Genomic DNA, 24,981 nt, shown 5'->3' with positions numbered 1-24,981 from the left:
GCGCGGGTCCGAGGTGACTTCTCGTGGTGATGGCGCTACTTTGAGTAGATGATCGGTACGGCGTCGGCTCCCGCGGTGGATCACCGCATGCGGAGCGCGGCCGTCCTCGCGCTGCTGCTGGCCGTAGCGGTCCATCTCCTCGGATGTCTCCACGGCCCGGCCGGGGACGGCCCGCACCTGCGGACCGATCCCGCCCCGCCACCACTCTCCGCCGGCCCCCTCCCCGTGCTCCCGGCCGACGCCGGGCTGCCGATGGACCGTGTCGAGCGGGGCGAGCACTGTCCCGACGGGCTCGACCACGCCGTCGACCGGGTGCGAGCGGACGCCCAGGCCGCGCCGCCGGCGGCCCGTACGCCGCTCGCCTACGCGGAGCCCGACGCGGGGGTCGCCGCGGCGCGGGGGACGGCCGCGCTCGCCTCGGCCGGGGACGTGGGCTCCGACGGCAAAGGGGTCCTTGCGGTGACCTGTGTGGCGCGGACCTGACAGGTCCGGTACGGCCGCCGCCGTTCCGTCCTGGCCTACCCGCGTCCCTCGTGCGCACCCTCCCGGCGGAACACCCGGCCGTGCGTCTGCGCCCCGAACCGCCGATGCCCCGCGCCGCCGCGCGTCCGGGGCCGAGGAGCCGTGACACCGATGCCGCACACCCCTGTGCAGAGCGCCACCTCCCTGACCGCGCCCGCCTCCCTGACCGCGCCCGCCGTCTCCCACCACGCCCCCGCGTCCCGTTACGAGTCCGCCCCCCTGCCCGCACACCGGCCCGCCGACCTCGTCGGCCGCACGCCGGTGCTGTGGGTCGGCGAGCCCTTCGCGGACCCCGGCCGCGGATTCTGGGCCAAGCTGGAGGGCGCCAACCCGGGCGGCATCAAGGACCGCCCGGCCCTGCACATGGTGGCCCGCGCCCGGGCCCGGGGAGACCTCGCCGACGGGGCGCCGATCATCGAGTCCTCCAGCGGCACCCTGGCCCTCGGACTTGCCCTGGCAGGCATCACGTACGGGCATCCGGTGACGGTGGTCACCGACCCCGGCCTGGAGCCCTCGATCGGCCGGGCGCTCGTCGCGTACGGGGTCCAGGTCGACACGGTCACCGCGGCGCATCCGGCCGGCGGCTGGCAGCAGGCCCGCCGGGACCGGGTCGCCGAGCTGCTCCGCCGCCACCCCGGCGCGTGGTGCCCGGACCAGTACAACAACCCCGACAACGCCGCCGGCTACGTCTCGCTGGCCGCCGAACTCGTGACCCAGCTCGGACGGGTCGACGTACTGGTCGCCTCGGTCGGCACCGGCGGACACTCCGCCGGGATCTCCGCCGCACTGCGCCGGACCTTCCCCGCGCTCGCCCTCATCGGCGTCGACTCCACCGGCTCCACCATCTTCGGGCAGCCCGCCGGACGGCGTCTGATGCGCGGCCTCGGGTCCAGCATCCACCCCGCGAACGTGGCCCACGAGGCATTCTCGGAAGTCCACTGGGTAGCCCCCGCCGAAGCCGTCACCGCCTGCCGCGCCCTGGCCCGCCACCACTACGCCACCGGCGGCTGGAGCGTGGGGGCGGTCGCCCTCGTCGCCGGCTGGGCCGCGCGCACCCGCCCGGCCGGGACCCGGATCGCCGCCGTCTTCCCCGACGGCCCCCACCGTTATCTCGACACGGTCTACGACGACACCTGGTGCCACGGCCACGGGCTGCTCGGCGGCACGCTCCCCGACGCGCCGCAGGAGATCCGCCACCCGGCGGAGCGGGTCGTCACGTCCTGGACGCGCTGCACCGACGTCACCGCGCCGGCGTCACCGCACGCCGCCACCGCCCCGGCCGGTGCGCGATGAGGCGGATGCGCGCCCGGATGCGCTCCTTCGACCCCGCTGTGCGGCTGCTGATGGTCAATCAGTTCGGCATCAACCTCGGCTTCTACATGCTCATGCCCTACCTCGCCGACCACCTCGGGCACGGCCTCGGCCTTGCCGCCTGGGCCGTCGGCCTGGTCCTCGGCGTGCGGAACCTCTCCCAACAAGGAATGTTCTGGCTGGGCGGCACCCTCGCGGACCGGATCGGCTACAAGCCGATGATCCTGGCCGGGTGCGCGCTGCGCGCCGCGGCGTTCACGCTGCTGGCCGTCGCCGACACCCTGCCCGCGCTCGTCGTCGCCTCGGCGGCCACCGGCTTCGCCGGAGCGCTGTTCAACCCCGCCGTACGGGCCTACGTCGCCGCGGGTGCCGGGGGCCGCCGAGTGGAGGTCTTCGCCTGCTTCAACGTCTTCTACCAGGCCGGCATCCTGCTCGGGCCGCTCGCCGGACTCGCCTTGTTGCTGCTCGACTTCCGGCTCGTCTGCGCCGCCGCGGCGGGCGTCTTCGGCGTGCTGGCCGTCGTACAGGCCCGGGCGCTGCCCGCGCGGCGGCCGGAGCCGGACCCGCGGCGGGCGGCCGGCCTGCGTGGCGTCGCCGCCGACTGGCGGGCGATCGCGGGCAATCGGCCCTTCGTCCTCTTCTCCGCCGCGATGGCCGGTTCCTACCTGCTGGCGTTCCAGACCTACCTGGCGCTGCCGCTGCGGGCGCGGACCCTGTTCGGCGACGGGGCCGGCACCGCCATGGGCGTCGCCTTCGCCGTGTCCGCGCTGGTGGCGGTCGTGGGCCAGCTCCGGCTGACCGACTGGGCCCGCGAGCGCCTGGACGCCCCGAGGGCCATCGCGATCGGCCTCGCCGTGATGGGCGCCGCCTTCCTGCCCATGCTGCTGCCCGGAGGCCGCCGGGTCGGGGCGGTCGCCCTGGTCGGGTGCGCGGCACTGCTGGCCGGGGGGTCGGCGCTGCTGTACCCGTTCGAGATGGACACCCTGGCCCGGCTCTCCGGCGAACGGCTGGTCGCCACCTACTACGGGGCGTACAGCACCGCCTCCGGTATCGCCGTCGCGGCGGGAAACCTGGGCGTGGGCGCCCTGTTCGACCTCGCGAGCCGCTTCGGAGTCCCGTGGGCGCCGTGGACGGTACTGGCCGCGGTGGGCGTCGCCTGCGCGGCGGCCCTGACGGCCTTGCGGCGCGGCCCCTGCTTCACCCGGCCGGCGGTCCCCGTGCCGGCGGCCGTCTCGGGGTGACGGGTCCCGGCTCTCGGCTCCGGGGTTTCGGCTCCCGGGTGCCGGCGCCGGCCGGCCACAGGGGTGAATACGTATCCATCATGACAGGTCAGACGGTGTTTTCGTAGGACCGACGGCACAGCCGATTGGCCTTGTTCGGGCACCTGTGCGGCACTCAGAATCGCCGTCATGAGCGAATCGGTGAACATCAATCACGACGCGGTACTGCGAGCACGAGTGGCCCTCCTGGGGTCGGAAAAGCCTTCGGTCGCACAACGGGTCGCCGCCTACCGAGTGCTCGTCCAGGTGAGCCCGTTGGCTTATCTGCCCCTCTTGACCGTCGCGTTGGGCAAGTACAGTCGCCGCGACTTCGCCGACCGGCCGGAGATCGCCCTGGCGCTCCTCGCGGAGTCCGTCGCCGCCGCCCGCCGGCTGTACGCGTTGGAGCCCGACCGATCGGCCCTGCTCGGCGCCGCGTTGGCCGGCTACCGGGAGCAACTGCTCGTCATGGGGCGCCGGTCGGAGACGGGCGCGGTGGACGAGGAGATAGCCGTCCTGCGTCGACGGGCGGGCGACGCCGGGTGACCGGCGACGCCGCGTCCGTGCCGGGTGGGGGAGCGGCCCCGCCCGGCCGGTCCGATCGGACCGGCCTACGGATTCGTCCCTACGCGGTCGGCGTCCCCGCCTCGGCGGTGTCCGCGTCCTCGTACGGCAGGACGTCGTCCGGCGCGACCGCCGCCGGGAGGACGACGGGTTCCGGGGCCGACAGGTCCGCGGTCGGTTCCTCGGACCGGTAGAGCAGGGCCATGCCCGCGAGGGCGGCGCCGAGGGCCGCTAGCAGGACCGCCAGGCCCGTGGGCCACGGCAGCAGGCCGCCGACGGCGCCGCTCAAGGGGGACAGTCCCGTCATGGCCGCCAGCGCGTGCACCGCCAGGAGGCCGAGTCCGGCCGCGGCGGCGGCGGCCCACACCCTGGTGCGGTCCCGCACCACCAGGCACACGCCGAGCGCCGTGCACACCGTCGCGACGCCCAGCAGCAGCCAACTCCCCGCGCCGCCCTCGGACAGCAGGCGGGAGGGATGGCGGGGCAGGTACAGGAGCGCGGACATCGCGAGGACGGCCACGGTGGGCCACCGCAGTCCCCTGCCCGGCGCCCCGGCGGGCCGCGCGGAACGGCGTCGTCCGGCCTTCTCCGCGCGGGCGGCCCGGGGGGCGCGCCGCGCGGCTCGGATGCCGTCTTCTATTCGGTCGGGCACGGGCGCGGCCACCGCTTCCTCCTCGTTGCTCAGGAGCAGCGCGAGGGAGACGACGTCCTCGACGGGGCGGCTGACGGCGGCGGCCCGCAACGCCTCGTTCGCGGCGTCGGGGACCTGGCCGGAGTGCCGCAACAGCGTCACCAGGTCCGCGACCTCCTCCAGGGGCCGGCAGGCGACCGCCGTCTGCAACAGCATGCGCAGGCCGTCGTCGCCGGTGGCCCGGGCCGCGGTGGCCGTGGGGACCGTGGGGACGGCTGTGTCGGCGGGGTCGGCTGTGTCGGCGGGGCCGGCGCCGGCTTCCGCCGGCGGGGTCGGCTCCTCGTCCCCGGCCTGGGGTGGGGGGTAGTCACTCATAGAACGCTCCGTCCGGGTTGACCGTCGCGTGACGACCGCGCACGGCTGGGGGCCGCGGGGCCCCACAACGTGAGGAGATGTCCACTCGCCGTCACGATGCAGCACATCCGGGGACCCCACCATGCGGAGCAAGCAAACGAGTGCAGCCTCCCGCCCGGCTTGCGCCGCGCGACGTTCCGTGTCAGCGGCCGGGCTTGCCGCCGGCGAGCGGCCACTCGCGGTTGAGCGCGCCGAGGGGGATGCGGCGTTCGAGGAGCGGGGTGCCGAACAGGGACAGCTGGAGGTGTAGCTGTCCGCTGAGGTCGAAGCCTCCGTAGAGCGCCCAGGCGCCGTTCACGGAGGTCTTGCCGTCCGTGGACGCGGACGCCTTGACGTCGGCCTCGCCGCGCAGGTAGGGGGCGAAGTCCGCGGAGACGCCCACGGCCCCGTACAGGCCGACGGACGCCTCGGCGCCGAGCGCGCCCTTGACCCGGCCCGCGGCGGTGACCTCGGCCTTGACCGGGGAACCGTGGACGTTTGAGGTGCTGACCGGGGTCCAGCCCCGGCCCGTCGCGTAGCTGCCGCCGACCCGGAAGTCGCCCCTCACGTCCTGGCGCACGTCGAGGGTGACGCGTCCGTCGGCCTCGACCTGTACGTAACAGGTCAGGTCGAGGTTGACGACGACCGGTACGGGGCCCACCTGGATGACCGGCGCGCTGTGCAGCTTGGCGAACGGGATGCGCTTGGGGGCGCCGGTGCTCGCCGCGGCGCGGCCTTTGAGGCTCCACTGCGAGGACCAGTCGCCGCTCATGCCGAGGAAGGCGGAGCGGGGCCCGGAGCCGCCCGAGCCGTCGTACGCGAACTCGACCGTGGGGGCGAGCCGGACGAAGCCGGAGACGGAGGCGCCCGCCGAGACGGGGGCGTCGGGGGCGGTGTCGATCGGGGCGTCGAGGTCGAGGCGCAGGGTGCCCAGGGGCAGTGTCGCGCCCTGGGGGCCGAACCGGGCCCCCTGGCTCTTGGCCCAGGAGAGGGTGACGCCCTTCAGCAGCGGCTCCACGGTGACCGAGGCGGGGTCGACGGGGACCTTGCCGTCGGCCTTGTCGTCACCCAGCACGGAGGACAGGGGGGTGGCGGCCGTGGTGACCTCGGTGCCGCGGTCGGTCTTCGCGCCGACTTCGGTGACTTTGGCGAGAAGACCGTCCGGGGCGCCCGGCGCCGGTGCGCTGGCGATGACGTCACCGACCGCGACCGGCCTTTCGGGCGCCGGGGTGGGGGCGGGGGTCGCGGAGTGGCCGGGCGTGCGGCTCGGTCGGGGGGTGCCGCCCTTCGCGGGCGTGGCTATGACGGCTTTACGGGTCGTCGGATCGTAGGAGGCGACCTTGAGCGACGTCTTCGCCGGTGTCCCCTTGCCGGCGCCGTCCGCGCGGGTGACCGCGGCGGTCGCGTCGGCGTCCTGCGGGGCCGGCGTGACGTCCAGCCGTCGTGTGTCGTCGGCAACGGCGGCGAGAGGAGAGGGCGTTACCGCGTCCACCGCCGCGGTGTGCCCGGTCGAGGAGCAGCCGGTGGCGGTGAGCGCCAGGGCGGCGAGGCAGGGGAGCAGGACGCGTGGGGCGAGCTTGCGCACGTACGTGATGACCTTCTGTTAGGGCGAGTCGCGTTACTGACAAGTAACGTGAGCCCGATCATGCCAGGGCCCCACACCCCACCGGCGACAACCGGCCACCCCTCCAACGGCCTTGGGAACATCGGTACAGCGGTCGGCGCCGAGATCGCGCTGGTCGAACCATTTCCATAAGCTATGAATATAAAAACGCTATGCTTCGGGTATGATTCGTCTAGACACCGCTCCTGGCGCGTCCGCCGCCATCGGGGCAGCCCTCTACGGCCTGGCCACCAGGGCCGCGAGACGCCTGCCCCGGGACATGAGCCTGACGTCCGCCGCCACCCTGGCCACCCTGGACCGGACCGGGCCGCGGCGCATTACCGATCTGGCCGCGGTCGAGGGCGTCACCCAGCCCGCGATGACCGCCCTGGTCCGGGTGATGGAGGGGTCCGGCCTGGTCGAGCGGCGGGGCGACGTCTCCGACAAGCGGGTCACGCTGGTGTGCCTGACCGAGGCCGGCGCCTCCTACGTCCGGACGCGGCGCCAGGCGGGCGTCCACGCGTTCGAGCGGTTGATCGGCGAGCTCACCGGCGACGAGGTTGAGGCGCTGGTGGCGGCCCTTCCGGCGCTGAAGCGTCTGGCAGAGCTCGAAAGCCAGGACCGCGAAGGGCCGAAGGGGTGACCGGGCAGCCGGTCGACGGGGTCGGGGTGAAGGCGTTCCCGGTGGCGCGTTCCGAGACGCGGCTGCTGGTCCCCGCCCTGATGTTCATCGCTCTGGTCGTGGCGGCGGTGGCCGGCCTCGGGACGCCACTCATCACCAGCGTGGCGACCACGTTCCACGTCCCGCTCGGCAGCGCGCAGTGGACGCTGACCGTCGCGCTGCTCAGCGGCGCCGTCGCCACGCCGGTCCTGGGCCGGCTCGGAGCCGGCCCGCACCGGCGGGCCACGATCCTCGCCACGCTGGCGGTCGTCGTCGCCGGCAGCGCGCTCACCGTGCTGCCGCTGCCGTTCGCGTGGCTGCTGGCCGGCAGGGCGGCCCAGGGCGTCGGGCTCGGGCTGACGGCGCTGATGATGGGCGTGGCCCGGGACCACCTCCCCGAGGAGCGCGGCGCGGCCGTGATCGCCCTGATCTCGGTGGTCTCGATCATCGGGGCCGGCGTCGGCTACCCGCTGGCCGCACTGCTCGCCGAACTCGGCGGGGTACGGGCTGCCTACGGCCTCGGCCTGGTCGTCACCGCCGCCGCCCTCCTGACCGCGTGGCGCTCCATGCCCGAAGCGCCCGAAGGCCGCTCCGCCCACGTGGACGTGGCAGGCGCGGTCGTCCTGGCCGCTGCGCTGCTCCTGGTGCTGTTCCTCGCCGGCGACCGGAATCTGTGGAGCCGGCACCTCGCCGTGGCGGCGACCCTCGCCGTCGTCGCGGTGCTGCTGCTCTGCGTCTGGGCCGTCATCGAGCTTCGCGGCACGACGCCCCTGGTCGACGTGCGGGCGGCGCGGCACCCGGCGGTCGCCGGGGCGAACCTCGCCATGTTCGTCGGCGGGATCGGCATGTACCTCCTGCTCACGCTCATCACCCGGTACGCGCAGACGCCGCACGACGCCGGTTACGGCTTCGGGCTGACGACCTTCGTCGCCGGGCTGGTCCTCATCCCGTTCTCGGTGCTGGGGTTCGTCGCCGGCAAGCTCACGCCGCGGGCCCGGACGCGGATCGCCGACCCCCTGCTCCTGGCCGGCAGCGCCGTCGTGGTCGGCGGCGGGTTCGCCCTGTTCGCGGCGGCCCGGTCGGACCTGGCCGGACTGTTCGCGGCGATGGGCGTGCTCGGCTTCGGCGTCGGCGGCTTCTCGGCCGCGATGCCCGGCGTCATCCTGGCCGTCACCCCCAAGAGCGAGACGTCGAGCGCCATGAGCTTCAACTACGTCGTCCGCAGCGTCGGGTACTCCCTGGGCAGCGCCATCGGCGGCCTGATCCTCGCCGCCGGCACCGGCCCCGGCCACCTCTTCCCCGACGACAGCGCCTACACCACCGCGGCGCTGGTCGGCACCGGCGCCATGGCGATCACGGCGCTGACAAGCCTCGCGCTCGCCCGCCTACGCTCGTCCGAGACCAACCCGTAAGTCGGACGCACTCATCCCAACACTGGAGGTTCCATGCCCAAGGGCTACTGGGTCAGCGCCTACCGCACCATTTCAGACCCCGAGAAGTTGGCTGCTTACAACAAGCTGGCCGGTCCGGCCGTCCAAGCCGGGGGCGGTCGGGTCCTCGTCCGTGGCGGTCGGGTCGTGGCGCACGACGCCGGAATCGCCGAGCGCACCGTCCTGATCGAGTTCGACAGCCTCGAGCAGGCCGTCGCGGCGCACGAGAGTGCGGCCTACCAGGAGGCGCTGGTCGCCCTCTCCGACGGCGTCGAGCGCGACTTCCGCATCGTCGAAGGCATCGACTGACATCGACGCCGCCGTCGCCCGGTCGGGAGCCGATCGGATCAATCCGTGACGGGCATGCACTCGACGAGCAGGGCGACGATGTCACGCCAGGCTCGCTGTGCGTGCCGTGGGTGGTAGCCGACGCCGGGAGGCGCGGTGTGGTCGACCGGTGGGTGGTGGAAGGCGTGCAGGGCTCCTCCGTAGACCACGAGGCGCCAGTCGACGCCCGCGGCCTGCATCTCCGCGGTGAACGCCTCCCGTTGCGCGGGCGGCATGATCGGGTCTTCCGACCCGACCCCGGCCCATACCGGGCAGCGAATGCGTGCCGCCTCGCCCGGTCGGCCCGTGGTCAGTGCGTTGACGGTCCCGATCGCGCGCAGGTCGACGCCATCGCGACCGAGCTCCAGTGCGACCGCGCCCCCGGTGCCGTAGCCGACGGCGGCAGTCCGGTCGGGGTCGGCCCGTGGTTCGGCACGCAACACGTCGAGCGCGGCGTGACCGATTCCTCGCATGCGGTCGGGATCGGCGAGCAGCGGCATGCAACGGGCCGACATTTCCGCCGTGTCTTCCAGATAGCGTCCGCCGTGGAGGTCGAAGGCCAGCGCCACGTAACCCAGCTCGGCCAGTGCCTCGGCCCGTCGGCGCTCGACATCGCTGAGCCCCATCCCCTCGGGTCCGATCAGGACTGCGGGCCGACGCTCGGCGCCGGCCGGGAGCGCGAGGTGTCCGATCATCGTCAGGTTGTCGGCCGGGTATGCGACCGTACGGGTTGTGACCGTCGTCATGCGACCGGACGGTAGTGACCGTTGCGCCCGCTCGGGGTGGTGTTCACCGATGGCAGACATCAGTCCGTCCCCGCGCTCGCCCCGATCGGACCGCGATCGATCCCAGCGCCAACCGCTGTACCGATGTTCATCCAGGCCGTCCAAGGCGGTTGGGGCCGGCCCGCCGGCTGTCCGTGCCGTGGTCGTGGCTTGATCGCCGGGAGGCGGCGGGTGAGCATGCCTCCATGACAGAAGTGATCGCAGTCGCAGTCATCACCCTTCTCGCCGTCATCAGTCCGGGCGCCGACTTCGCCATGGTCGTCCGCAACAGCTATCTCTACGGGCGCCCCACGGGACTGTTCGCGGCCGCGGGCGTCGCGGCGGGCGTACTGGTGCACGTCTCGTACACGATGCTCGGCGTCGGGCTGCTCATCGCCTCCTCCACCGCCCTGTTCACGGTGATCAAGCTGGCGGGCGCCGCGTACCTCGTGTGGATCGGCATCCGTACGTTCCGCACGCGGAGCGAGGTCACCGTGGACCTGGAGTCGAAGCCGCGGCTGACGCGGCTCGGCGCGTTGCGGACCGGGTTCCTGACCAATGTGCTCAACCCCAAGACCACGCTGTTCGTCGTCTCGACCTTCACACAGGTCGTGCACGCGGACACGCCCGCGTGGCAGCAGGCCGGTTACGGACTCTTCATGTCCGCGGCGCACCTTGGCTGGTTCGGCGCGGTGGCGCTGTTCTTCTCGAACGAGCGGCTGCGCGAGCGGATGCTCCGGGCGCAGAAGGCGCTGAACCGGGCGATCGGCTCCGTGCTGGTCGGCCTGGGCCTCGGGCTCGGTTTCGCCCGCTGACGGGGCGGCACACCTCACCCGTCCCGGATACGCGTCGGGGCCGGCCCGGGTAGGGCCGGCCCCGACCCGGCGGTCAGACGAGGTCGAACCGGTCCAGGCTCATGACCTTGTCCCACGCGGCGACGAAGTCCTTCACGAACTTCTCCTTCGCGTCATCGCTCGCGTAGACCTCGGCGAGCGCCCGCAGTTCCGAATTCGAACCGAAGACGAGGTCGGCCCGGCTGCCGGTCCACTTGACCTCGCCCGAGGCGGCGTCGCGGCCCTCGAAGGTGTTCGCGTCCCCGGACGTCGCCGACCACGTCGTGCCCAGGTCGAGCAGGTTGACGAAGAAGTCGTTCGTCAGGGTGCCGGGGGTCGTGGTGAGCACACCGAGCTGCGACTGTCGGTGGTTCGCGCCCAGCACGCGCAGACCGCCGACCAGGGCCGTCATCTCGGGAGCGCTCAGGTTCAGCAGGTTCGCCTTGTCGATGAGCAGGTATTCGGCCGGAAGCCGGTTGCCCTTGCCGAGGTAGTTGCGGAACCCGTCGGCGGCCGGCTCCAGCGCGGCGAACGACTCGACGTCGGTCTGCTCTTGCGAAGCGTCCACCCGGCCCGGGGTGAAGGGCACCCGGACGTCGAAGCCGGCGTCCGCGGCGGCCTTCTCGACGGCCGCCGCGCCCGCGAGGACGATCAGGTCGGCGAGCGAGATCCGCTTGCCGCCGCTCTGCGCGGAGTTGAAGGACTCCTGGATCCCCGTCAGCGTGCGCAGCACCGCCGCCAGCTGGTCGGGCTCGTTGACCTCCCACCCGCTCTGCGGCTGGAGGCGGATGCGCGCGCCGTTGGCGCCGCCGCGCTTGTCGCTGCCGCGGAACGAGGACGCCGACGCCCACGCGGTGGAGACGAGCTCGGACACCGACAGGTCCGAGGCGAGGACCCGCTCCTTGAGGGAGGCGATGTCCGCCGCGTCGACCGGCTCGTGCGCGAGCTCGGGCAGCGGGTCCTGCCACAGCAGCGTCTCCGACGGGACCTCCGGGCCGAGGTAGCGCACCTTCGGGCCCATGTCGCGGTGGGTCAGCTTGAACCAGGCGCGGGCGAACGCGTCGGCGAACTCGGCCGGGTTCTCCAGGAAACGGCGCGAGATCTGCTCGTAGGCCGGATCGAAGCGGAGCGAGAGGTCGGTCGTCAGCATCGTCGGCGCGTGGGTCTTCGACGCGTCGTGGGCGTCGGGAACGGTACCGGCCCCGGCGCCGTCCTTCGGCCGCCACTGGTGCGCGCCGGCAGGGCTCTCGAAGAGCTCCCACTCGTAACCGAAGAGGATCTCGAAGAAGCTGTTGTCCCACGTGATGGGGGTGTTCGTCCAGATGCCCTCCAGACCGCTGGTGATGGCGTCGCCGCCCTTGCCGGTGCCGAAGCTGTTGCTCCAGCCCAGGCCCTGCGCCTCCAGCGGGGCGGCCTCGGGGTCGGCGCCGACGTGGTCCGCGGGGCCGGCGCCGTGGGTCTTGCCGAAGGTGTGACCACCCGCGATCAGGGCGACCGTCTCCTCGTCGTTCATCGCCATCCGGCGGAACGTCTCGCGGATGTCGCGGGCCGCTGCCAGAGGGTCCGGGTTTCCGTTCGGACCCTCGGGGTTGACGTAGATCAGGCCCATCTGGACCGCACCGAGCGGGCTCTCCAGATCCCGGTCCCCGGTGTAGCGCTCGTCGCCGAGCCAGGTGGTCTCCGGACCCCAGTAGACGTCCTCGTCGGGCTCCCAGACGTCCGCGCGGCCACCGGCGAAGCCGAAGGTCTCGAATCCCATCGACTCCAGGGCGACGTTGCCGGCGAGGATCATGAGGTCGGCCCAGGACAGGCTCTGGCCGTACTTCTTCTTGACCGGCCACAGCAGACGACGGGCCTTGTCGAGGTTGCCGTTGTCCGGCCAGCTGTTGAGCGGCGCGAAGCGCTGCTGCCCGGCACCGGCGCCGCCGCGTCCGTCGCTGATGCGGTAGGTCCCCGCGCTGTGCCAGGCCATGCGGATCATGAAGGGGCCGTAGTGGCCGAAGTCGGCGGGCCACCAGTCCTGCGAGGTCGTCAGCACCTCGGCGATGTCCTGCTTCACCGCGGCGAGGTCGAGGGAGGCGAAGGCCGCCGGGTAATCGAAGTCCCCGCCGAGGGGGTTGGCGACGGCGGGGTTCTTGGCGAGGATCTTCAGGTTGAGTCGTTCCGGCCACCACTGGCGGTTCCCGCCGCCCTGCGTGGGGTGCGGGGCGCGCTCGTGAGCGACGGGACAGCCGCCTCCGCCTTCCGTCTTGGCGTCTACGACGATTGCATCATGGTTCTCAGACATGGGAATCCTTCCGGACCAGGCGGATCGTGGTGCTCGGTTGTGCATGCGGTCGATCAAGCGGGGCACAGGCCCCCGGTAGCCGGCCTCGGCCTCGTCGGTCGCCCCGACCCGAGGTGGTCACCGTCCGGAGGGTCTCCGGCAGGGGGACGCGGGGCCGCCGCCACGCGCACGTCGGCACCGCCGCGCGGTGCCCCGGCGGTGGCCGCTCACGTCTTCGTCTCCTGCCGTTGTGGAATCTTCCTGTCCCTTGGCCGGCAACGGAACCGATCCTACGATGGACGCAATCCAAGTCAAGAAGCACACCAAGCCCGTATCCAACCGGATTCCGCGCCTTCACGAGCGGGATTCGAGGGGTCCCGCCGGACCGGAAGGCCGGTCCAGAAGGGTGAGCCGACATGAGTGACCTGCTGGAACGACTGCGAGGCCGTGGTTGGCGAATGACCGCCCAGCGACGGGTCGTTGCGGAGGTACTCGACGGCGACCACGTCCACCTCACCGCCGACGAGGTGCACGCCCGCGCGGTACGGCTCCTGCCGGAGATCTCCCGGGCCACCGTCTACAACGCCCTGGGCGAACTCGTCGCGCTGGGCGAGGTCATGGAGGTCTCCACCGACGGCCGCGCGAAACGCTACGACCCCAACGCCCGTCGGCCGCACCAGCACTTGGTCTGCTCGGGCTGTGGCCTCATCCGCGATGTCCACCCCGTCGGCGATCCGCTCACCCACCTCCCGGCCGACGAGCGGTTCGACTTCACCCTCTCCGGCGCCGACGTCACCTACCGCGGCCTCTGCCCCTCCTGCGCCGGCTGAGCGCTGCGGCCGGAGCGGCCGGCCGGCGCTGCCCGGTACCCGCCACGTTTGAATTCTCCCGCAGCGAGCACCCCCGAAGGTGACCAACCGGAGACAGACCGCCGGGCCCGGCGGTCGGGAGGGGGCGGCGACGCCCTCCCCGCGGCCCGGACGACACGGCGCGTAGTGAGCAGGAGTGGACCAATGGCAGTGGAACAGGACGTCGTCGCGGTGATCCTCGAAGACCACCGGCGCATGGAGGACCTCTTCCGTCGGATGCGGAGCGTGGAAGCCGACCGGGCCGCCGCCCTGCGCGAGTTCTCCGCGCTGCTCATCGCGCACGGCGAGGCCGAGGAAGCCGAGGTGTACGGCGCGCTCAAGCGGTTCAAGGGGGTCGACGACGAAGAGGTGGACCACGGCTCCGAGGAGCACGCCGAGGGGAACGAGGCTCTGCTGGCGTTGCTCGAAGTCTCCGAGGTCGGTTCGGACGAGTGGGACGAGCGCCTGGAGGAACTGGCCAAGGCGGTCTCCCACCACATCGACGAGGAGGAGCGGACGATCCTCAACGGCGCCCGGGAGAGCGTGCCCGACGAACGGCGCGCCGAACTGGGGGCGGCCTTCCTGCGTGCACGCGAGCGGCACCTGGCCGCGGACTGCGGCAGCGTCGAGAACGTACGCGCCGTGGTACGCGGATGACCGCAGACGGGACCGCCCGGACCACCGGGCCCGAGCACCCGGCGCAACAGGGCGGCGGGCAGGCCGGCGGACAGGGCGGCGGACAGGACGGCGAAACGCGGCTCACGGTGTGGGTGGCCCTCGCGGCCAACCTCGCCATCTGCGTCGCCAAGGCCATCGGTGGCGTGATCGCCGGCTCACCCGCCCTGCTCTCGGAGGCGGCGCACTCCGTCGCCGACTCCATCAACGAGGTCTTCCTGCTCGCGTCGGTCAAGCGCAGCCGACGTCCCGCCGACACCCGCCACCCCTTCGGCTACGGCAAGGAACGCTTCTTCTGGTCGCTGCTCGCCGCCGTCGGCATCTTCGTCACCGGCGGCTGCTTCTCGGTCTTCCAAGGGGTGGAGGCCTTCCGCTCCGGCGGCGACGAATCGCACAGCGGGTACGTGATCGGCCTGATCGTGCTCTTCGTGGCGCTCCTCGCGGAAAGCGTCTCCCTCATGCGGGCCGTCCTCCAGGTGCGTCGCGCGGCACGCGCCGCCGGGCGCGGCATGGCGGCGGAGGTACGGGCGGGGCGCGATCCCGCCCTCCGCACCGTCCTGGCGGAGGACAGCACGGCCTGCCTGGGCGTCGTCCTCGCCATGGCGGGCATGGCGTTGCACATGGTGACGGGCGAGGTGGCCTACGAGGCGGGCGCCTCCGTCCTGATCGGCGTCCTGCTGGTCTACGTCGCCTACGTGCTCGGCAAGCAAGCCCGGACCCAGCTGATCGGCGAGGCGGTCGACCCCGGCCTGCAGCGCGAGGTCCGCGCCCTGCTCGAAGGCCAGCCGGAGATCGACGCGGTGACATCCCTGCTCACGATGCGCCTCGGGCCCGACTCCGCGCTCCTGGCCGCCGGCATCGACCTGACGGCCGGCTACGACAGCGAGACCGTCGAGGACGCGATGGTCCGCGTCCGCACCGAACTCCAGGAACGCTGGCCCGAACTCGACCGGGTGTTCCTCGACGTCACGGACGCGGCGGCGGCCCGCCGCACGGGCCCCGGGGTCAGTAGACGAGCTTGAGGGTCACGTCCTTGGGGACCGGGGCCGGCGCGGTGTGGGTGTAGAGCAGCCGGATGGTGGTGAAGCGCCGCACACCGGGACGGTCGGGCCACGGTTCCGGCTTCCCGAGGGTCACGGTCACCGGATAGGCGTGGAAGCGGCCCGCCGCGCAGTACGGGCGGCAGTCGTTGACCATGTCGGTTCCCGTAGCCGTCGCGACGCGCGGCCCCCAGGTCTCCCAGCGGAGCCGGACGAGGTTGTTGTTGCCGTCGCCGCAGGCCAGCAGGTACTCCTCGGGGCGTACCTGGGCCTTGGAGAAGCAGTCGACGACCACCACCGGATCGGCCGGCGGATCGGCCACCGTGGTGGGGGCCGGCCGTGCGGAGGCCGGAACGGCGGTCGCCGCGAGAGCCGCCGCCGTACAGAGCAGGCCGGCCGTCCGCGCTCCGGGCCGGCGCCCGCGGGCCCGCCCGCCGTGTCCTGAACCGTCCACGTGGCCTCCTCGCCCGTCGCTCTCGGCGGTCAGTCGCCGCTCTGCCAGCTTCCCCCATGCGGGCGGACCCCGCATCCGGGTGACGACGCCGAGCCGGGATCGGTCGGCGAGCCGGGATTCAGACGCCGAGCCGGGATCAGGGGATCGCGACCAGTTCGACCTCGAAGCCGTCCTCGTTCTCCAGGTAGGCCGCGTAGTGCCCCGCGCCACCGGCGTACGGGTGCCGGTCGCCGAACATCAGCCGCCAGCCGTGTCGCACCGCATCGGCCGCCAGTTCGTCCACCGCCGCGGCGTCCTCGACGTGGAACGCCAGATGGTTCAGCCCGGGGCGGCGACGGTCGTGGTGGACGGCGGTCAGGGCCGGCGACTCCTCGAAGACGAGGTAGACCGCGCCGAGCCGCCAACTCCGTCCGTTGCTCCAGCTCTGGAACGGCGTGTACCCCAGGGCCGCCAACAGCCGGCCGAACGAGTCCACGGCCCGGGCGAGGTCGGGCACCCAGATCTCGACGTGGTGCAGCGCGCCGTGCGTCGGCCGGTTCACCCGGCCCCGCCCGCCTCCGGACCACCCGTTCCGCCGCCGCGGACGGCCCGTTCGCTGTCGATGGGAAGCGCAGTCGTCATGCCGTCGATCCTGCCGGCCGGCACCGACAGTCCGGTCATTAACCGTCCCCGATCTCTTCCTTAAGGCCGTCTCAAGCTCTCCGGCCGGCGGCACGAACCGCACGTTTGTCCGTTTCGTGGTCGCTAGCGTGCTGGTCGATCCCTCATCCCCACGCAGAAGCAGGTCCTCCATGGCTGGCAATTCCCATCGCCGCACCCCGAGCACCAAGGCGAAGGCGGCGGCGGCCCTCGCCGTCGCGGCGGCCGTCGGCGCGACCGCCGTCGCCCTGACCGGTACCGCCCAAGCGGCCTCGATCGGCGCGGTGTTCACCAAGTCGAGCAGTTGGACCACCGGTTACACCGGGCAGTACGTCATCACCAACCGGACGGGGAAGGCCCTGGGCGACTGGACCCTCGAATTCGACCTGCCGGAGGGCACCGCCCTCGCCTCCCTCTGGAACGGCGAACAGAGCGTCAGCGGCCGGCACGTCACGGTCAAGCCGCCCCGCTGGGACACCGCGGGACTCGCCCCCGGCGCCTCCCTGACGGTCGGGTTCGTCACCTCCGCGACCGGCGGCGCCGGCGATCCCACGGGCTGCCTCATCAACAAGGAGAAGTGTTCCCCGGGCACCGGCTCCACCCCGGCCCCCGGCGGGCGGCCGACCACGCGCCCCACCGCCGCGCCGACCCCGGCCCCGTCCACCGAACCCACCTCCCACCCCACGGCCGGGCACACGACGAAGCCCACCGCTCCGACCCCTTCCACATCGGCCCCCACCGGCGGCACCGGGGGCGGAACGGGAGGCGGCAACACCACTTCCGCCGGATTCGCGCCGTACGTCGACACCTCGCTCTACCCGGCCTACGACCTCCTGGACACCGCCGCGACGACCGGGGTCAAGGAGTTCAACCTCGCCTTCGTCACCTCCGGCGGCGGCTGCACCCCCCTGTGGGGCGGGACCACCGCCCTCGGCGACGACCGCGTCGCCTCCCAACTCCCCGCGCTGCGCGCAAAGGGCGGTGACGTACGGGTGTCGTTCGGCGGCGCCGCCGGCTCCGAGCTCGCCCTGGCGTGCGACTCCGCCACCGGCCTCGCCGCCGCCTACGGGAAGGTCGTCGACGCGTACGGGTTGACGAAGGTCGACTTCGACATCGAGGGCGGCGCCCTGCCCGACACGGCCGCGAATACCCGCAGGGCGCAGGCCATAGCCCAGTTGCAGAAGAGCCACCCCGGACTCGACGTCTCCTTCACCCTCCCGGTGATGCCCGAGGGCCTCACCCAGGCGGGCCTCGACCTGCTCGCCAACGCCCGGCGGGGCGGGGTGGCGATCTCCGCCGTCAACATCATGGCCATGGACTACGGACCCGCGTACGCCGGGGACATGGGCGGGTACGCCATCCAGGCCGCCACCGCGACCCAGGCGCAGATCAAGGGCGTTCTCGGCCTCTCCGACGCCGCGGCGTGGAAGACGGTGGCCGTGACCCCGATGATCGGCGTCAACGACGTCGCCACCGAGGTCTTCACGGTCGAGGACGCAACGCAACTGGCCACCTTCGCCCGCTCCAAGGGCATCGGCCGGCTCGCGATGTGGTCCGGAGCCCGCGACCGGCAGTGCGCCGGCGGCGCGAAGAACTTCGCCGACCCCACCTGCTCCTCGATCACCCAGGCCCCGCTCGCCTTCACGAAGGCGTTCGCCGCGCGCGGCTGACGCCCGGCCCGGCCCCGGCGGACCGCCCCGCGAAGTCGGCGGCCCGCCGGGGCCGGGCCGCCCGGTCGGCGTACGCCAGGCCCACGACCACCGCGATCACGGTGATCGGCGCGTACAGGCGTCCGTGAGCCGGGACGCGACCAGGACGGCTGCTCAGGGGACGTACGCGTCCGTACGCGATCTCGGGACTCCGTCGACCGGCTTGGGACGCCCGCGACCGGGTAGGCGGGGTTACGCCCACCGACGCGCTCGCCGGCCGGTGGAGAGGAAAGGATGCGACCATGACCGATCGCGAACGGAACGAGCCGCCGCGCACCACCCCGTCCCACGCTCCGGGTGAGGCCGGTGACGAGGAAGCACGACGGGAAGCCGAACGGGCCGAGCGCGGCCCCCAGGACGAGCTCGCGGACGGCGAGCCGGGAGAGGCGGCCGACGCGCTCTCCCCGAGCACCGGCGCCCAGCGGCGCTCCGGCGACCACGCGCGGGGCGGCGACTCCGACCGAGGCTGACCGGGTCCGATCCGGCGCGCACTGCCCGGCCCGCGCCGGCGGTCGGCGGTGTGCCCGTCAGAGGTAGCGGCGGATCGGCACCACTGCGGCCTCGCGTGCGCGCTGCCCGAGCGGGCGCTTCTTCCACCGGCCGGGACGGATGGCGTCACTGACCTCGAGGTCGGTGTCGTAGTGCGCGTCGAGCACGGCGGTGAAGCCCCGGTCCATGACGGCGAGCATGACCTCCTCGTCGTGGTCGAGGGAGCGCCGGTTGAAATTGGTGGAGCCGATCAGCGACACGACGCCGTCCATGGTGATGACCTTCGCGTGCATCATGGTCGGCTGGTACTCGAAGATCTCCACTCCGGCGGCGGTCAGCGCCTCGTAGTGGCGCTGACCCGCCAGCCGGCACACCCGCTTGTCGGTGTGCGGGCCGGGCAGCAGGATCTGGACCCGCACGCCGCGACGCGCCGTCGCGCACAGCAGGTCGACGAAGTACGTGTCGGGCGCGAAGTACGCCGTCGCCAGCCGCACCCGCTCCTCGGCCGACTCCAGGACGACGCGGATCAGGGTCTGCATGTCCTGCCAGCCGAAGCTGGCCGAACCGCGCACGACCTGCACGATCGCGTCGCCCGCCGGTTCGTGGCCGACGAAGCGGTCCCGGTCGTCGAACAGCTCCGTGTGACACTCCGCCCAGTTCTGGGCGAACGCGGCGGCGATGCCGTCGACCGCCGGGCCCCGCACCTCCACGTGCGTGTCACGCCACTCCCGTTCGTTGCGGGCGTCACCGCACCACTCCTCCGCGATGCCGACACCGCCGGTGAAGGCGGTCCGCTCGTCCACCACCAGCACCTTGCGGTGGCAGCGGTGGTTCTGCTTGAGCGGGGACAGGTAGAGGGGCTTGCGGAACCAGGCGACCTGGACGCCCGCGGCGTCCATCTCCGCCAGGAGCTCGGGTTCTATGAGCCGGCTGCCGAACCCGTCCAGCAGCAGCCGCACCCGCAGGCCGGCGCGGGCGCGGCCGGCCAGCGCCCCGGCGAACCGGCGGGCGATGTCCCCGCGCCAGTAGACGAACGTCATCATGTCGACCGTGTGGCGGGCTCCCTCGATCGCGGAGAGCATCGCGGCGAAGATCTCGTCGCCGTTGCGCAGCGGGCTCACGCTGTTGCCCTCGGTAGCGGCGATGCCGATGAGCCGCTCCAGACGCCTGCGGATACGGGTGATCCGCTCGTCTCCCTCGAACCCGACACCCGGCTCCGTCGCGAGACTGGGGACCGAAGACGTTCCGCTGGTCATACAAGCACTCCTCGATCGGTCCCATGCGACCCCGGACCTTATCGAACAGTGCGATGGAGGAGGACCACCGGCCCCCGTCGAGCAGGGGCCGGTGGCGCCGGGCCGCGCGCCGGTTCCGACGCGGGGCGGCCCGCGCGCGGCTCAGTCGATCACGATCTCCGACTCGAACCGGGCGCCCAACGCCCGCAGTCGCTTCTCGCACTCCTCCCGCGTCGCCGCCGACAGCACCGCCGCGGCGAGGAAGTCCGAGGACAGGGCGGCCTCGGCGAGGACCTCGCCCGGCTCCGCGAAGACGCCGTAGAACTCCACCCACGGCTCCTCGGGCGTCGCGGGGATGCCGCGCACCGTGCCCGGTCGCTTCATCATCAGGACCTGTCCCGCCATCCGGACCGGTTCCAACCGCCCGAACGCGCCGTCCGGGCGGCGCTCGCCGAGCCCGGCGAGCCGCAGGCCCGTGTGCGCCCGCGACGCCAGCTCCACGGGGTGCACCCCGAAGACGGCGGTCAGCACCTCCCGGATCCGCGCCCCCGCCGGTCGGGCCGCGACCTCGCAGACCACCAGCCGGTCGTCGGGCGTGTGGAACACCTCCGCGTGGAAGGCGAAGTCGGCCGGTCCGCCCAGTGCCGCGAGCGCCTCCTCCGCCAGCTCCAGCAGCCGCGGCGTCAGCGGGTCGGAGGGGTCCAGGGTGAGGTCCACCCGGGCCCCGCTGTCGGCCTGGAAAGACGACAGCTCGTACTGGTACTGCGACGGCCAGGCCATGACCGTACGGCCGCCCGCCACCACGCCGTCCACGTGGCACATCCGGCCCGGGACGTACGCCTCCAGCAGCAGGTCCTCGCGGGGCGCGGCGCCCGGTGTGAAGGACTCGGCCAGGTACCCCTCCAGCTCCTCCGCGGTCCGTACGATCCGCAGCCCGACGGAGCCGAAGCCGTCGCGCGCCTTGAAGACGAGCGGCAGGCCGTGCGCCGAGGCGAAGGCCCGCGCCTCCCGCGCCGTCCCGGGCAGCGTGTGCGGGGCGACGGCGATGCCCGCCGCCGCCAGCTTCCGCTTCATCAGCACCTTGTCCCGGAAGGGCAGCACCTCGTCGGGCAGTTGGCCGGGCAGGCCGAACTTCTCCCGGAGCGCAGCGGCCCGGATCAGGTCCGCCTCGTGGTGGGCGATGACGTGCGTGATCCCGTACTCCTGGACCAGGTCGACGGCGAGCCGGTCGACGAGGTCCTCGTCGTCGAAGGTGTCGATGATCTCCAGGTGCCGGTAGCCGCCGGGGCCGTCGGGGACCTGCTCGCGGCCTCCCAGGATCTTGTCCCGGGCGGCGATCAGCACCACGCCGCCGTCGAGCTCCGCCAGCCACCGGTCGTACGGGAAGGGCTCCAGCGGGAACCGGTGCAGGACGAGCGCGGTCACGCCGCCACCTCCATCAGCTGCGCGGCGGGCGCCTGCGTGGGGGTCACGTCGATGCGGATCTCCGAGGTCAGCCGTTCACACAGGGCGATGGCGGCATCGGTGTCGGCTGCCGTCACCGCGGCGAAGCCGAGCCGGTCCCAGTTGTCCCGCAGCGGGCGGACCTCGTCGCCCGGGCGTACGGAGACCTCCACGGCCAGCACGTCCGGTCGGGCCGCGACCTCCGCCACGCCCGACACGGCCGTGACCGTTCCCGGATCGCGGAGCACGAAGCGGGTGCAGGCGCCCGCGCGGGCCATCGGGGGTTCCGGCAACTCCTCCACCAGGCCCAGCGGCCAGGCGACGCCGTACCAGAGCAGGTCGATCCCGTAGGCGGCCTCGACGAGTTCGTTGATGTGGCCGCCGCCGACCCGGTTGTGGGACTCGATGACGACGGGTCCGCGCGAGGTCAGGCGCAACTCCGTGTGGCTCGGCCCGTCGGTGATGCCCATGGTGTCGAGGAAGTCCGCGACCGCGGTGGTCACCCGGTCGTACGCCTGCGGCGTCAGCCGCGCGGGCAGGGCGTGCCCCAGCTCCGCGAAGTGCGTGTCGTCGACGAGCTTCTCGGTCACCGCGACCACCACGTGGCGACCGCCGAAACTGAACCCCTCCACGCTGAACTCGGGGCCGTCGAGGTAGGACTCCATCAGGAACTCGCGCACCGTGAACAGGGTCGAGCCGCGGTCGGTGCGCCGGCCGCGCAGTTCCTCGACGCGCTGCCACGCCGCCTCCAGGTCGGCGGGGCCGCCGACCCGGATCAGGCCGAAGCTCGCGGTCGCGTCCGTCGGCTTGACGATGAAGGGGAAGCCCGCCTTCAGGGCGAAGGTCTCCAGTGAGGCGCGGTCGGTGACGCGGTCCCAGTGGATGGAGAGCCTGCCGTGCTCCGCCAGGTGGCGGCGCATCAGGTATTTGTCGCGCATCCGACGGCTCACCTCGGGCCGGGTGCCCGGGAAGCCGAAGTGGTCGTTGAGCCGGGCCGCCATGTCGAGACCGCCCTCGGTGAGCGAGACGATCACGTCGAACCCCCACACCTCACGGGCGGCCTCGGCCAGCGGCCGTACGGTGTCCCAGTCGGTGTAGTCGACCATCAGCAGGACGTCGGCCAGCCCGGTCTGGAAGGGGTTGATCTTGTCGGGGTGTTGGAGCAGCACCACGCGGACCCCGAGGGCCTTCGCGCGTTCGAGGTGCTGGTCGGTTCCACCGACCAACAGCATCGTCCGTTCGGCGGCAGGCGTCACGGGTGGGGCGGCTGCGGTCGTCGCGGTCCTCGCGCTCATGACAGGGCTTCCTTCGTGCCGGAGGTGCTGGGGGTGCTCGGGGTGCTCGGGGTGCTGGGGGTGATCGTGGTGCGCAGCGTGGCGAAGGCCGCCCCGATCCGTTCGGCGGCCTCGGCGGGGCTCGCGGCGTCGACGACCGCGTAACCGTGCCGGGTGCCGGAGTCGGTGGTGCGCGGCAGGACGTCACCGGGCCGGTAGGGGAAGTGCACGCCGTGCACGTGCTCCTCGGCGCACAGTTCCGCCAGACCCGCCACGGATTCCAGACGCCCGGGGGGCAGTCGGAAGAAGCCGACGGAGGCGTAGCGCCGGGGCGCGGGCGTCCTGACGTCCTCGCCCGCCAGGGCCCGGAAGATCGCCGCTTCGAGATCGAGGCCGGTGGCCACCTCCACGAGCAGCGGGATCTTGTCGCCGCCGAGGCGGGCCTGCGACTCCACGATGCGCGGACCCGCGGGAGTGAGGATCACCTCGGTGTGCGCCGGACCGAACGCGTAGCCGGCCAGGTCGAGCAGGGCGGTCACGGTGGAACGGATCGCGGCCGCGTCGACGGCGGGCAGCGGCGCCGGGTGGACGTGCCCCGTCTCCACGAATCCGGGCGGTCCACTGGTCTGCTTCGCCGTGATCCCGACGATCTCGTGCCGGCCGCCGACGGTCAGCGTCTCGACGCTGAACTCGGGGCCCTCCAGGAAGTCCTCGATGATGTACGGGCCTTCGATTCCGGCCGACTTGACGCGTTCGGTCCACTCCGCCAGGTCCGGGGCCGTGCGGACGAGCCCGATCCCGCGGCTGCCCGCCGAGTTGGCCGGCTTGACCACGGCCGGCAGGCCGAACTCGGCGAGCAGCGGCTCCACTTCGCCGAGCGTCGCGGCTTCCCGGGCGCGGACCACGGAGACGCCGTTGGCGTTGAGCAGCCGGCGCATCGCGTTCTTGTCGTTGAGCAGCCGGACGGATTCGGCGCTGTTCGGCGACAGGCCCAGGGCCTCGGCCTCGGCGACCACCGGGGCCATGCTGGACTCGCTGCCCAGGTGCAGGACGTGCCGGACGTCGTGCTCCTTCGCCATCCGCGCCACCAGCGCGCGGAGCGCGGCCTCGTCCTCGAAGTCGACGAGGGCCAGTTCCTCGGAGTGGGCCGCGACCTGGTCGAGGTAGGCGGCCGGCCTGAGCGCCGGGTCCCAGATGGACCAGACCCGGAAGCCTGCCTCCACCGCCTTGCGGACGAGCTGTTCGTACGGCATCACCATCAGGAGGTGGCCGGGGGTCGGGGGACGGGTCATGACGTGGCTCCGTTCGGGGCCGAGGCGGCGACCGGCCGGGCCGGTTCCGCTTCGGCGGTGTCCTGCTCCGCGGCGGCCACCGCCGCCTGGCGAGCCTCGCGCAGCGGCAGCAGGGAGCGGTAGACGAGGATGGCGCCCAGGCCGAAGACCGCGTACAGCAGGCTCATGCCGACCGGGGAGAGGAAGGCTCCGACGGTCACGCAGAGCGAGCCGATGAGCAGGCCGACGCGGGCGTTGAGGCCGTAGGCGGCCAGGTACTTGGTGCGGGCGGCCGGGTCGACGAGGTCGGCCAGCAGCGCCTGCTTGACCGGGACGTTGGCGATCTCGCCCACCGTCAGCAGGACCGCGGCGGCGATCAGCAGCCAGCCGCTGTTGCTGACGGCGAGGACCATGTAGCCGGCCGTGAACACGGTGAGGCCCGCGTACAGCCGGACCCGGTCGGACAGTCGGCGGAACATGCTGCCCGCGAAGAGCGCGAACACGACGATCAGCGCGGTGTTGACGGCCCGCAGGATGCCGAGCATCGCGACGCCGTCCACCGCGGGGAACCAGCGGTCCAGGCCGGCCAGCGCCTGCTTGGGGAAGTCGTCGGCGAGCCGGACGGCGATGTAGTAGCCGATCTGCACCTCGATGGCCCGGCTGAACGTCGCCGCGGCCAGGAGCCGCAGGAACACCCGGTCGCGGGAGACCGCGAGGTAGCCGCGGAGCATGGCCGGGATGCCGGCCGCCTGCTCCTTGGCGGACTCCGGGGCGCTCTCCGCGATCCACCACCAGGTGACCAGGGCGGTCGCCGCGGAGAGCACCGCGGCGGCGGTCAGCAGCAGGGTGAAGTGATCGCCGTAGAAGAAGCCGCCGATGAGGGCGCCGGCGGTGAACGCCAGGTTGATCGACCAGTAGTTGACCGTGTAGACGAAGTTCCGGTTCTCCGGGGTGGAGACGTCGATCATCATCGCCTCGGCCGCCGGAGTGGCCGCGCTCGCCAGGCAGGTGTTGAGCAGGAAGAGGACGAACGTCACGGCTCCCGACTGCCACCAGGGCGAGTTGGCCAGGGCGAGCAGCCCGAATGTGAGGGCCGCCCCGACCTCGCCCGCCACCATCAGCGGCCTGCGGCCGTGGACGTCGGCGAGGTGGCCGCCGAGGAAGTTGCTGGCGATGCCCGCCGCCGCGACGATCAGGGTGAGCACGCCGGCCGCGGCGGCGCCGTACAGGGTGGCCAGGTGGATGACCATCAGCGGCATCAGCATGATCCCGAGCAGCCGTTGGACGAAGCCGACGCCCATCCTCAGCTTGATGTTCGGGTGCAGGTCACGGAAGTTCAT

At 72.8% G+C, this 24,981-nt stretch carries 24 protein-coding genes; 13 read left to right on the top strand and 11 right to left on the bottom strand.

The features are described 5' to 3' along the window. Positions 1–48 precede the first annotated feature (48 nt). The 4 genes from ACFVXJ_RS02270 (at position 49) to ACFVXJ_RS02255 (ending at position 3,638) form a co-directional block, all read left to right on the top strand. Positions 49–483 (top strand): hypothetical protein, encoded by a 435-nt coding sequence (locus tag ACFVXJ_RS02270; protein ID WP_389657217.1) that lies wholly within the window; start codon positions 49–51, stop codon positions 481–483. 150 nt (positions 484–633) lie between these two features. After that, positions 634–1,815: a PLP-dependent cysteine synthase family protein gene (locus tag ACFVXJ_RS02265; protein WP_389657214.1), complete on the top strand. Its 1,182-nt coding sequence runs from the start codon at positions 634–636 to the stop codon at positions 1,813–1,815. After that, complete coding sequence (locus ACFVXJ_RS02260) at positions 1,812–3,074, top strand: MFS transporter (RefSeq protein ID WP_389657210.1); 1,263 nt, start codon at positions 1,812–1,814, stop codon at positions 3,072–3,074. The genes ACFVXJ_RS02265 and ACFVXJ_RS02260 overlap by 4 nt, the downstream gene beginning before the upstream one ends. Before the next feature lie 168 nt (positions 3,075–3,242). Continuing rightward, on the top strand, positions 3,243–3,638 hold the full coding sequence (locus ACFVXJ_RS02255) for a hypothetical protein (protein WP_389657207.1): 396 nt from the start codon (positions 3,243–3,245) through the stop codon (positions 3,636–3,638). A 79-nt stretch (positions 3,639–3,717) separates the two neighbouring features. Here ACFVXJ_RS02255 and ACFVXJ_RS02250 read toward each other — a convergent pair whose 3' ends face one another. Continuing rightward, positions 3,718–4,662 (bottom strand): hypothetical protein, encoded by a 945-nt coding sequence (locus tag ACFVXJ_RS02250; protein ID WP_389657205.1) that lies wholly within the window; start codon positions 4,660–4,662, stop codon positions 3,718–3,720. A gap of 181 nt (positions 4,663–4,843) precedes the next feature. Then, positions 4,844–6,265, bottom strand: coding sequence for a hypothetical protein (locus ACFVXJ_RS02245; protein ID WP_389657202.1), 1,422 nt, complete (start codon positions 6,263–6,265; stop codon positions 4,844–4,846). A 298-nt stretch (positions 6,266–6,563) separates the two neighbouring features. Between ACFVXJ_RS02245 and ACFVXJ_RS02240 the strand changes: the two genes are divergently transcribed. Genes ACFVXJ_RS02240 through ACFVXJ_RS02230 form a run of 3 tightly spaced genes read left to right on the top strand, consistent with a single transcriptional unit; the run spans position 6,564 to position 8,683 of the window. Next, the gene (locus ACFVXJ_RS02240; RefSeq protein WP_389658580.1) at positions 6,564–6,926 is read left to right on the top strand and encodes a MarR family winged helix-turn-helix transcriptional regulator; all 363 of its coding nucleotides are present in this window, start codon (positions 6,564–6,566) and stop codon (positions 6,924–6,926) included. Further along, a complete protein-coding gene (locus tag ACFVXJ_RS02235) occupies positions 6,923–8,356 on the top strand; it encodes an MFS transporter (protein WP_389657199.1) in 1,434 nt (477 codons plus the stop codon). The genes ACFVXJ_RS02240 and ACFVXJ_RS02235 overlap by 4 nt, the downstream gene beginning before the upstream one ends. A 33-nt stretch (positions 8,357–8,389) precedes the next feature. After that, complete coding sequence (locus ACFVXJ_RS02230) at positions 8,390–8,683, top strand: DUF1330 domain-containing protein (protein ID WP_389657196.1); 294 nt, start codon at positions 8,390–8,392, stop codon at positions 8,681–8,683. 38 nt (positions 8,684–8,721) lie between these two features. Here the strand turns inward: ACFVXJ_RS02230 and ACFVXJ_RS02225 are convergent, their stop codons facing one another. After that, on the bottom strand, positions 8,722–9,447 hold the full coding sequence (locus tag ACFVXJ_RS02225; protein ID WP_389657193.1) for a dienelactone hydrolase family protein: 726 nt from the start codon (positions 9,445–9,447) through the stop codon (positions 8,722–8,724). Positions 9,448–9,671: 224 nt separating this feature from the next. On the opposite strand from ACFVXJ_RS02225, the gene ACFVXJ_RS02220 reads away from it, so the two are divergent. After that, the gene (locus ACFVXJ_RS02220; protein ID WP_389657190.1) at positions 9,672–10,280 is read left to right on the top strand and encodes a LysE family translocator; all 609 of its coding nucleotides are present in this window, start codon (positions 9,672–9,674) and stop codon (positions 10,278–10,280) included. Between the two features lie 73 nt (positions 10,281–10,353). On the opposite strand, the gene katG is transcribed toward ACFVXJ_RS02220, so the two are convergent. Further along, complete coding sequence (katG, locus tag ACFVXJ_RS02215; RefSeq protein WP_389657187.1) at positions 10,354–12,585, bottom strand: catalase/peroxidase HPI; 2,232 nt, start codon at positions 12,583–12,585, stop codon at positions 10,354–10,356. A gap of 395 nt (positions 12,586–12,980) precedes the next feature. On the opposite strand from katG, the gene ACFVXJ_RS02210 reads away from it, so the two are divergent. From ACFVXJ_RS02210 to ACFVXJ_RS02200, 3 genes are all read left to right on the top strand, one after another. Continuing rightward, positions 12,981–13,394: a Fur family transcriptional regulator gene (locus tag ACFVXJ_RS02210; protein WP_389657183.1), complete on the top strand. Its 414-nt coding sequence runs from the start codon at positions 12,981–12,983 to the stop codon at positions 13,392–13,394. A 183-nt stretch (positions 13,395–13,577) separates the two neighbouring features. Then, positions 13,578–14,069, top strand: a complete 492-nt coding sequence (locus tag ACFVXJ_RS02205; protein ID WP_389657180.1) for a hemerythrin domain-containing protein — start codon at positions 13,578–13,580, stop codon at positions 14,067–14,069. Further along, positions 14,066–15,109: a cation diffusion facilitator family transporter gene (locus tag ACFVXJ_RS02200; protein WP_389657177.1), complete on the top strand. Its 1,044-nt coding sequence runs from the start codon at positions 14,066–14,068 to the stop codon at positions 15,107–15,109. The genes ACFVXJ_RS02205 and ACFVXJ_RS02200 overlap by 4 nt, the downstream gene beginning before the upstream one ends. Here ACFVXJ_RS02200 and ACFVXJ_RS02195 read toward each other — a convergent pair. Both ACFVXJ_RS02195 and ACFVXJ_RS02190 read right to left on the bottom strand, forming a co-directional pair. After that, positions 15,093–15,581: a hypothetical protein gene (locus tag ACFVXJ_RS02195; RefSeq protein WP_389657174.1), complete on the bottom strand. Its 489-nt coding sequence runs from the start codon at positions 15,579–15,581 to the stop codon at positions 15,093–15,095. The two genes, ACFVXJ_RS02200 and ACFVXJ_RS02195, sit on opposite strands and share 17 nt — an antisense overlap. Before the next feature lie 136 nt (positions 15,582–15,717). Then, entirely contained in the window at positions 15,718–16,122 is a 405-nt protein-coding gene (locus tag ACFVXJ_RS02190) for a VOC family protein (RefSeq protein WP_389657171.1), read from the bottom strand. Positions 16,123–16,372: 250 nt separating this feature from the next. Between ACFVXJ_RS02190 and ACFVXJ_RS02185 the strand changes: the two genes are divergently transcribed. Next, positions 16,373–17,890, top strand: coding sequence for a cellulose binding domain-containing protein (locus ACFVXJ_RS02185; protein ID WP_389657168.1), 1,518 nt, complete (start codon positions 16,373–16,375; stop codon positions 17,888–17,890). 281 nt (positions 17,891–18,171) lie between these two features. After that, positions 18,172–18,399 (top strand): hypothetical protein, encoded by a 228-nt coding sequence (locus ACFVXJ_RS02180; protein WP_389657165.1) that lies wholly within the window; start codon positions 18,172–18,174, stop codon positions 18,397–18,399. A 57-nt stretch (positions 18,400–18,456) separates the two neighbouring features. On the opposite strand, the gene ACFVXJ_RS02175 is transcribed toward ACFVXJ_RS02180, so the two are convergent. The 5 genes from ACFVXJ_RS02175 to ACFVXJ_RS02155 form a co-directional block, all read right to left on the bottom strand. Beyond that, complete coding sequence (locus tag ACFVXJ_RS02175; protein WP_389657162.1) at positions 18,457–19,674, bottom strand: phosphatidylserine/phosphatidylglycerophosphate/cardiolipin synthase family protein; 1,218 nt, start codon at positions 19,672–19,674, stop codon at positions 18,457–18,459. A 141-nt stretch (positions 19,675–19,815) separates the two neighbouring features. After that, complete coding sequence (locus ACFVXJ_RS02170; RefSeq protein WP_389657160.1) at positions 19,816–21,078, bottom strand: acetyl-CoA carboxylase biotin carboxylase subunit family protein; 1,263 nt, start codon at positions 21,076–21,078, stop codon at positions 19,816–19,818. Beyond that, on the bottom strand, positions 21,075–22,391 hold the full coding sequence (locus ACFVXJ_RS02165) for an ATP-grasp domain-containing protein (RefSeq protein WP_389657157.1): 1,317 nt from the start codon (positions 22,389–22,391) through the stop codon (positions 21,075–21,077). The genes ACFVXJ_RS02170 and ACFVXJ_RS02165 overlap by 4 nt, the downstream gene beginning before the upstream one ends. Further along, positions 22,388–23,662, bottom strand: a complete 1,275-nt coding sequence (locus ACFVXJ_RS02160) for an ATP-grasp domain-containing protein (protein ID WP_389657154.1) — start codon at positions 23,660–23,662, stop codon at positions 22,388–22,390. Before ACFVXJ_RS02160 ends, ACFVXJ_RS02165 begins: the two co-directional genes overlap by 4 nt. After that, complete coding sequence (locus ACFVXJ_RS02155) at positions 23,659–24,981, bottom strand: MFS transporter (RefSeq protein WP_389657151.1); 1,323 nt, start codon at positions 24,979–24,981, stop codon at positions 23,659–23,661. Before ACFVXJ_RS02155 ends, ACFVXJ_RS02160 begins: the two co-directional genes overlap by 4 nt.

Origin of the sequence: Streptomyces sp. NPDC058279 (assembly GCF_042881255.1) — a bacterium.
Classification (GTDB): Bacteria; Actinomycetota; Actinomycetes; order Streptomycetales; family Streptomycetaceae; genus Streptomyces.
The sequence above is the reverse complement of the archived record's forward strand: the minus strand, read 5'-3'. Positions and strand labels throughout refer to the sequence as shown.

Excerpts from the sequence above, each read along its gene's own strand:
- ACFVXJ_RS02270 (WP_389657217.1), top strand. The coding sequence starts at position 49 with ATGATCGGTACGGCGTCGGCTCCCGCGGTGGATCACCGCATGCGGAGC.
- ACFVXJ_RS02265 (WP_389657214.1), top strand. The coding sequence starts at position 634 with ATGCCGCACACCCCTGTGCAGAGCGCCACCTCCCTGACCGCGCCCGCC.
- ACFVXJ_RS02260 (WP_389657210.1), top strand. The coding sequence starts at position 1,812 with ATGAGGCGGATGCGCGCCCGGATGCGCTCCTTCGACCCCGCTGTGCGG.
- ACFVXJ_RS02255 (WP_389657207.1), top strand. The coding sequence starts at position 3,243 with ATGAGCGAATCGGTGAACATCAATCACGACGCGGTACTGCGAGCACGA.
- ACFVXJ_RS02250 (WP_389657205.1), bottom strand. The coding sequence starts at position 4,662 with ATGAGTGACTACCCCCCACCCCAGGCCGGGGACGAGGAGCCGACCCCG.
- ACFVXJ_RS02240 (WP_389658580.1), top strand. The coding sequence starts at position 6,564 with ATGAGCCTGACGTCCGCCGCCACCCTGGCCACCCTGGACCGGACCGGG.
- ACFVXJ_RS02230 (WP_389657196.1), top strand. The coding sequence starts at position 8,390 with ATGCCCAAGGGCTACTGGGTCAGCGCCTACCGCACCATTTCAGACCCC.
- ACFVXJ_RS02225 (WP_389657193.1), bottom strand. The coding sequence starts at position 9,447 with ATGACGACGGTCACAACCCGTACGGTCGCATACCCGGCCGACAACCTG.
- ACFVXJ_RS02220 (WP_389657190.1), top strand. The coding sequence starts at position 9,672 with ATGACAGAAGTGATCGCAGTCGCAGTCATCACCCTTCTCGCCGTCATC.
- katG (WP_389657187.1), bottom strand. The coding sequence starts at position 12,585 with ATGTCTGAGAACCATGATGCAATCGTCGTAGACGCCAAGACGGAAGGC.
- ACFVXJ_RS02210 (WP_389657183.1), top strand. The coding sequence starts at position 12,981 with ATGAGTGACCTGCTGGAACGACTGCGAGGCCGTGGTTGGCGAATGACC.
- ACFVXJ_RS02205 (WP_389657180.1), top strand. The coding sequence starts at position 13,578 with ATGGCAGTGGAACAGGACGTCGTCGCGGTGATCCTCGAAGACCACCGG.
- ACFVXJ_RS02200 (WP_389657177.1), top strand. The coding sequence starts at position 14,066 with ATGACCGCAGACGGGACCGCCCGGACCACCGGGCCCGAGCACCCGGCG.
- ACFVXJ_RS02185 (WP_389657168.1), top strand. The coding sequence starts at position 16,373 with ATGGCTGGCAATTCCCATCGCCGCACCCCGAGCACCAAGGCGAAGGCG.
- ACFVXJ_RS02180 (WP_389657165.1), top strand. The coding sequence starts at position 18,172 with ATGACCGATCGCGAACGGAACGAGCCGCCGCGCACCACCCCGTCCCAC.
- ACFVXJ_RS02175 (WP_389657162.1), bottom strand. The coding sequence starts at position 19,674 with ATGACCAGCGGAACGTCTTCGGTCCCCAGTCTCGCGACGGAGCCGGGT.
- ACFVXJ_RS02165 (WP_389657157.1), bottom strand. The coding sequence starts at position 22,391 with ATGAGCGCGAGGACCGCGACGACCGCAGCCGCCCCACCCGTGACGCCT.
- ACFVXJ_RS02160 (WP_389657154.1), bottom strand. The coding sequence starts at position 23,662 with ATGACCCGTCCCCCGACCCCCGGCCACCTCCTGATGGTGATGCCGTAC.
- ACFVXJ_RS02155 (WP_389657151.1), bottom strand. The coding sequence starts at position 24,981 with ATGAACTTCCGTGACCTGCACCCGAACATCAAGCTGAGGATGGGCGTC.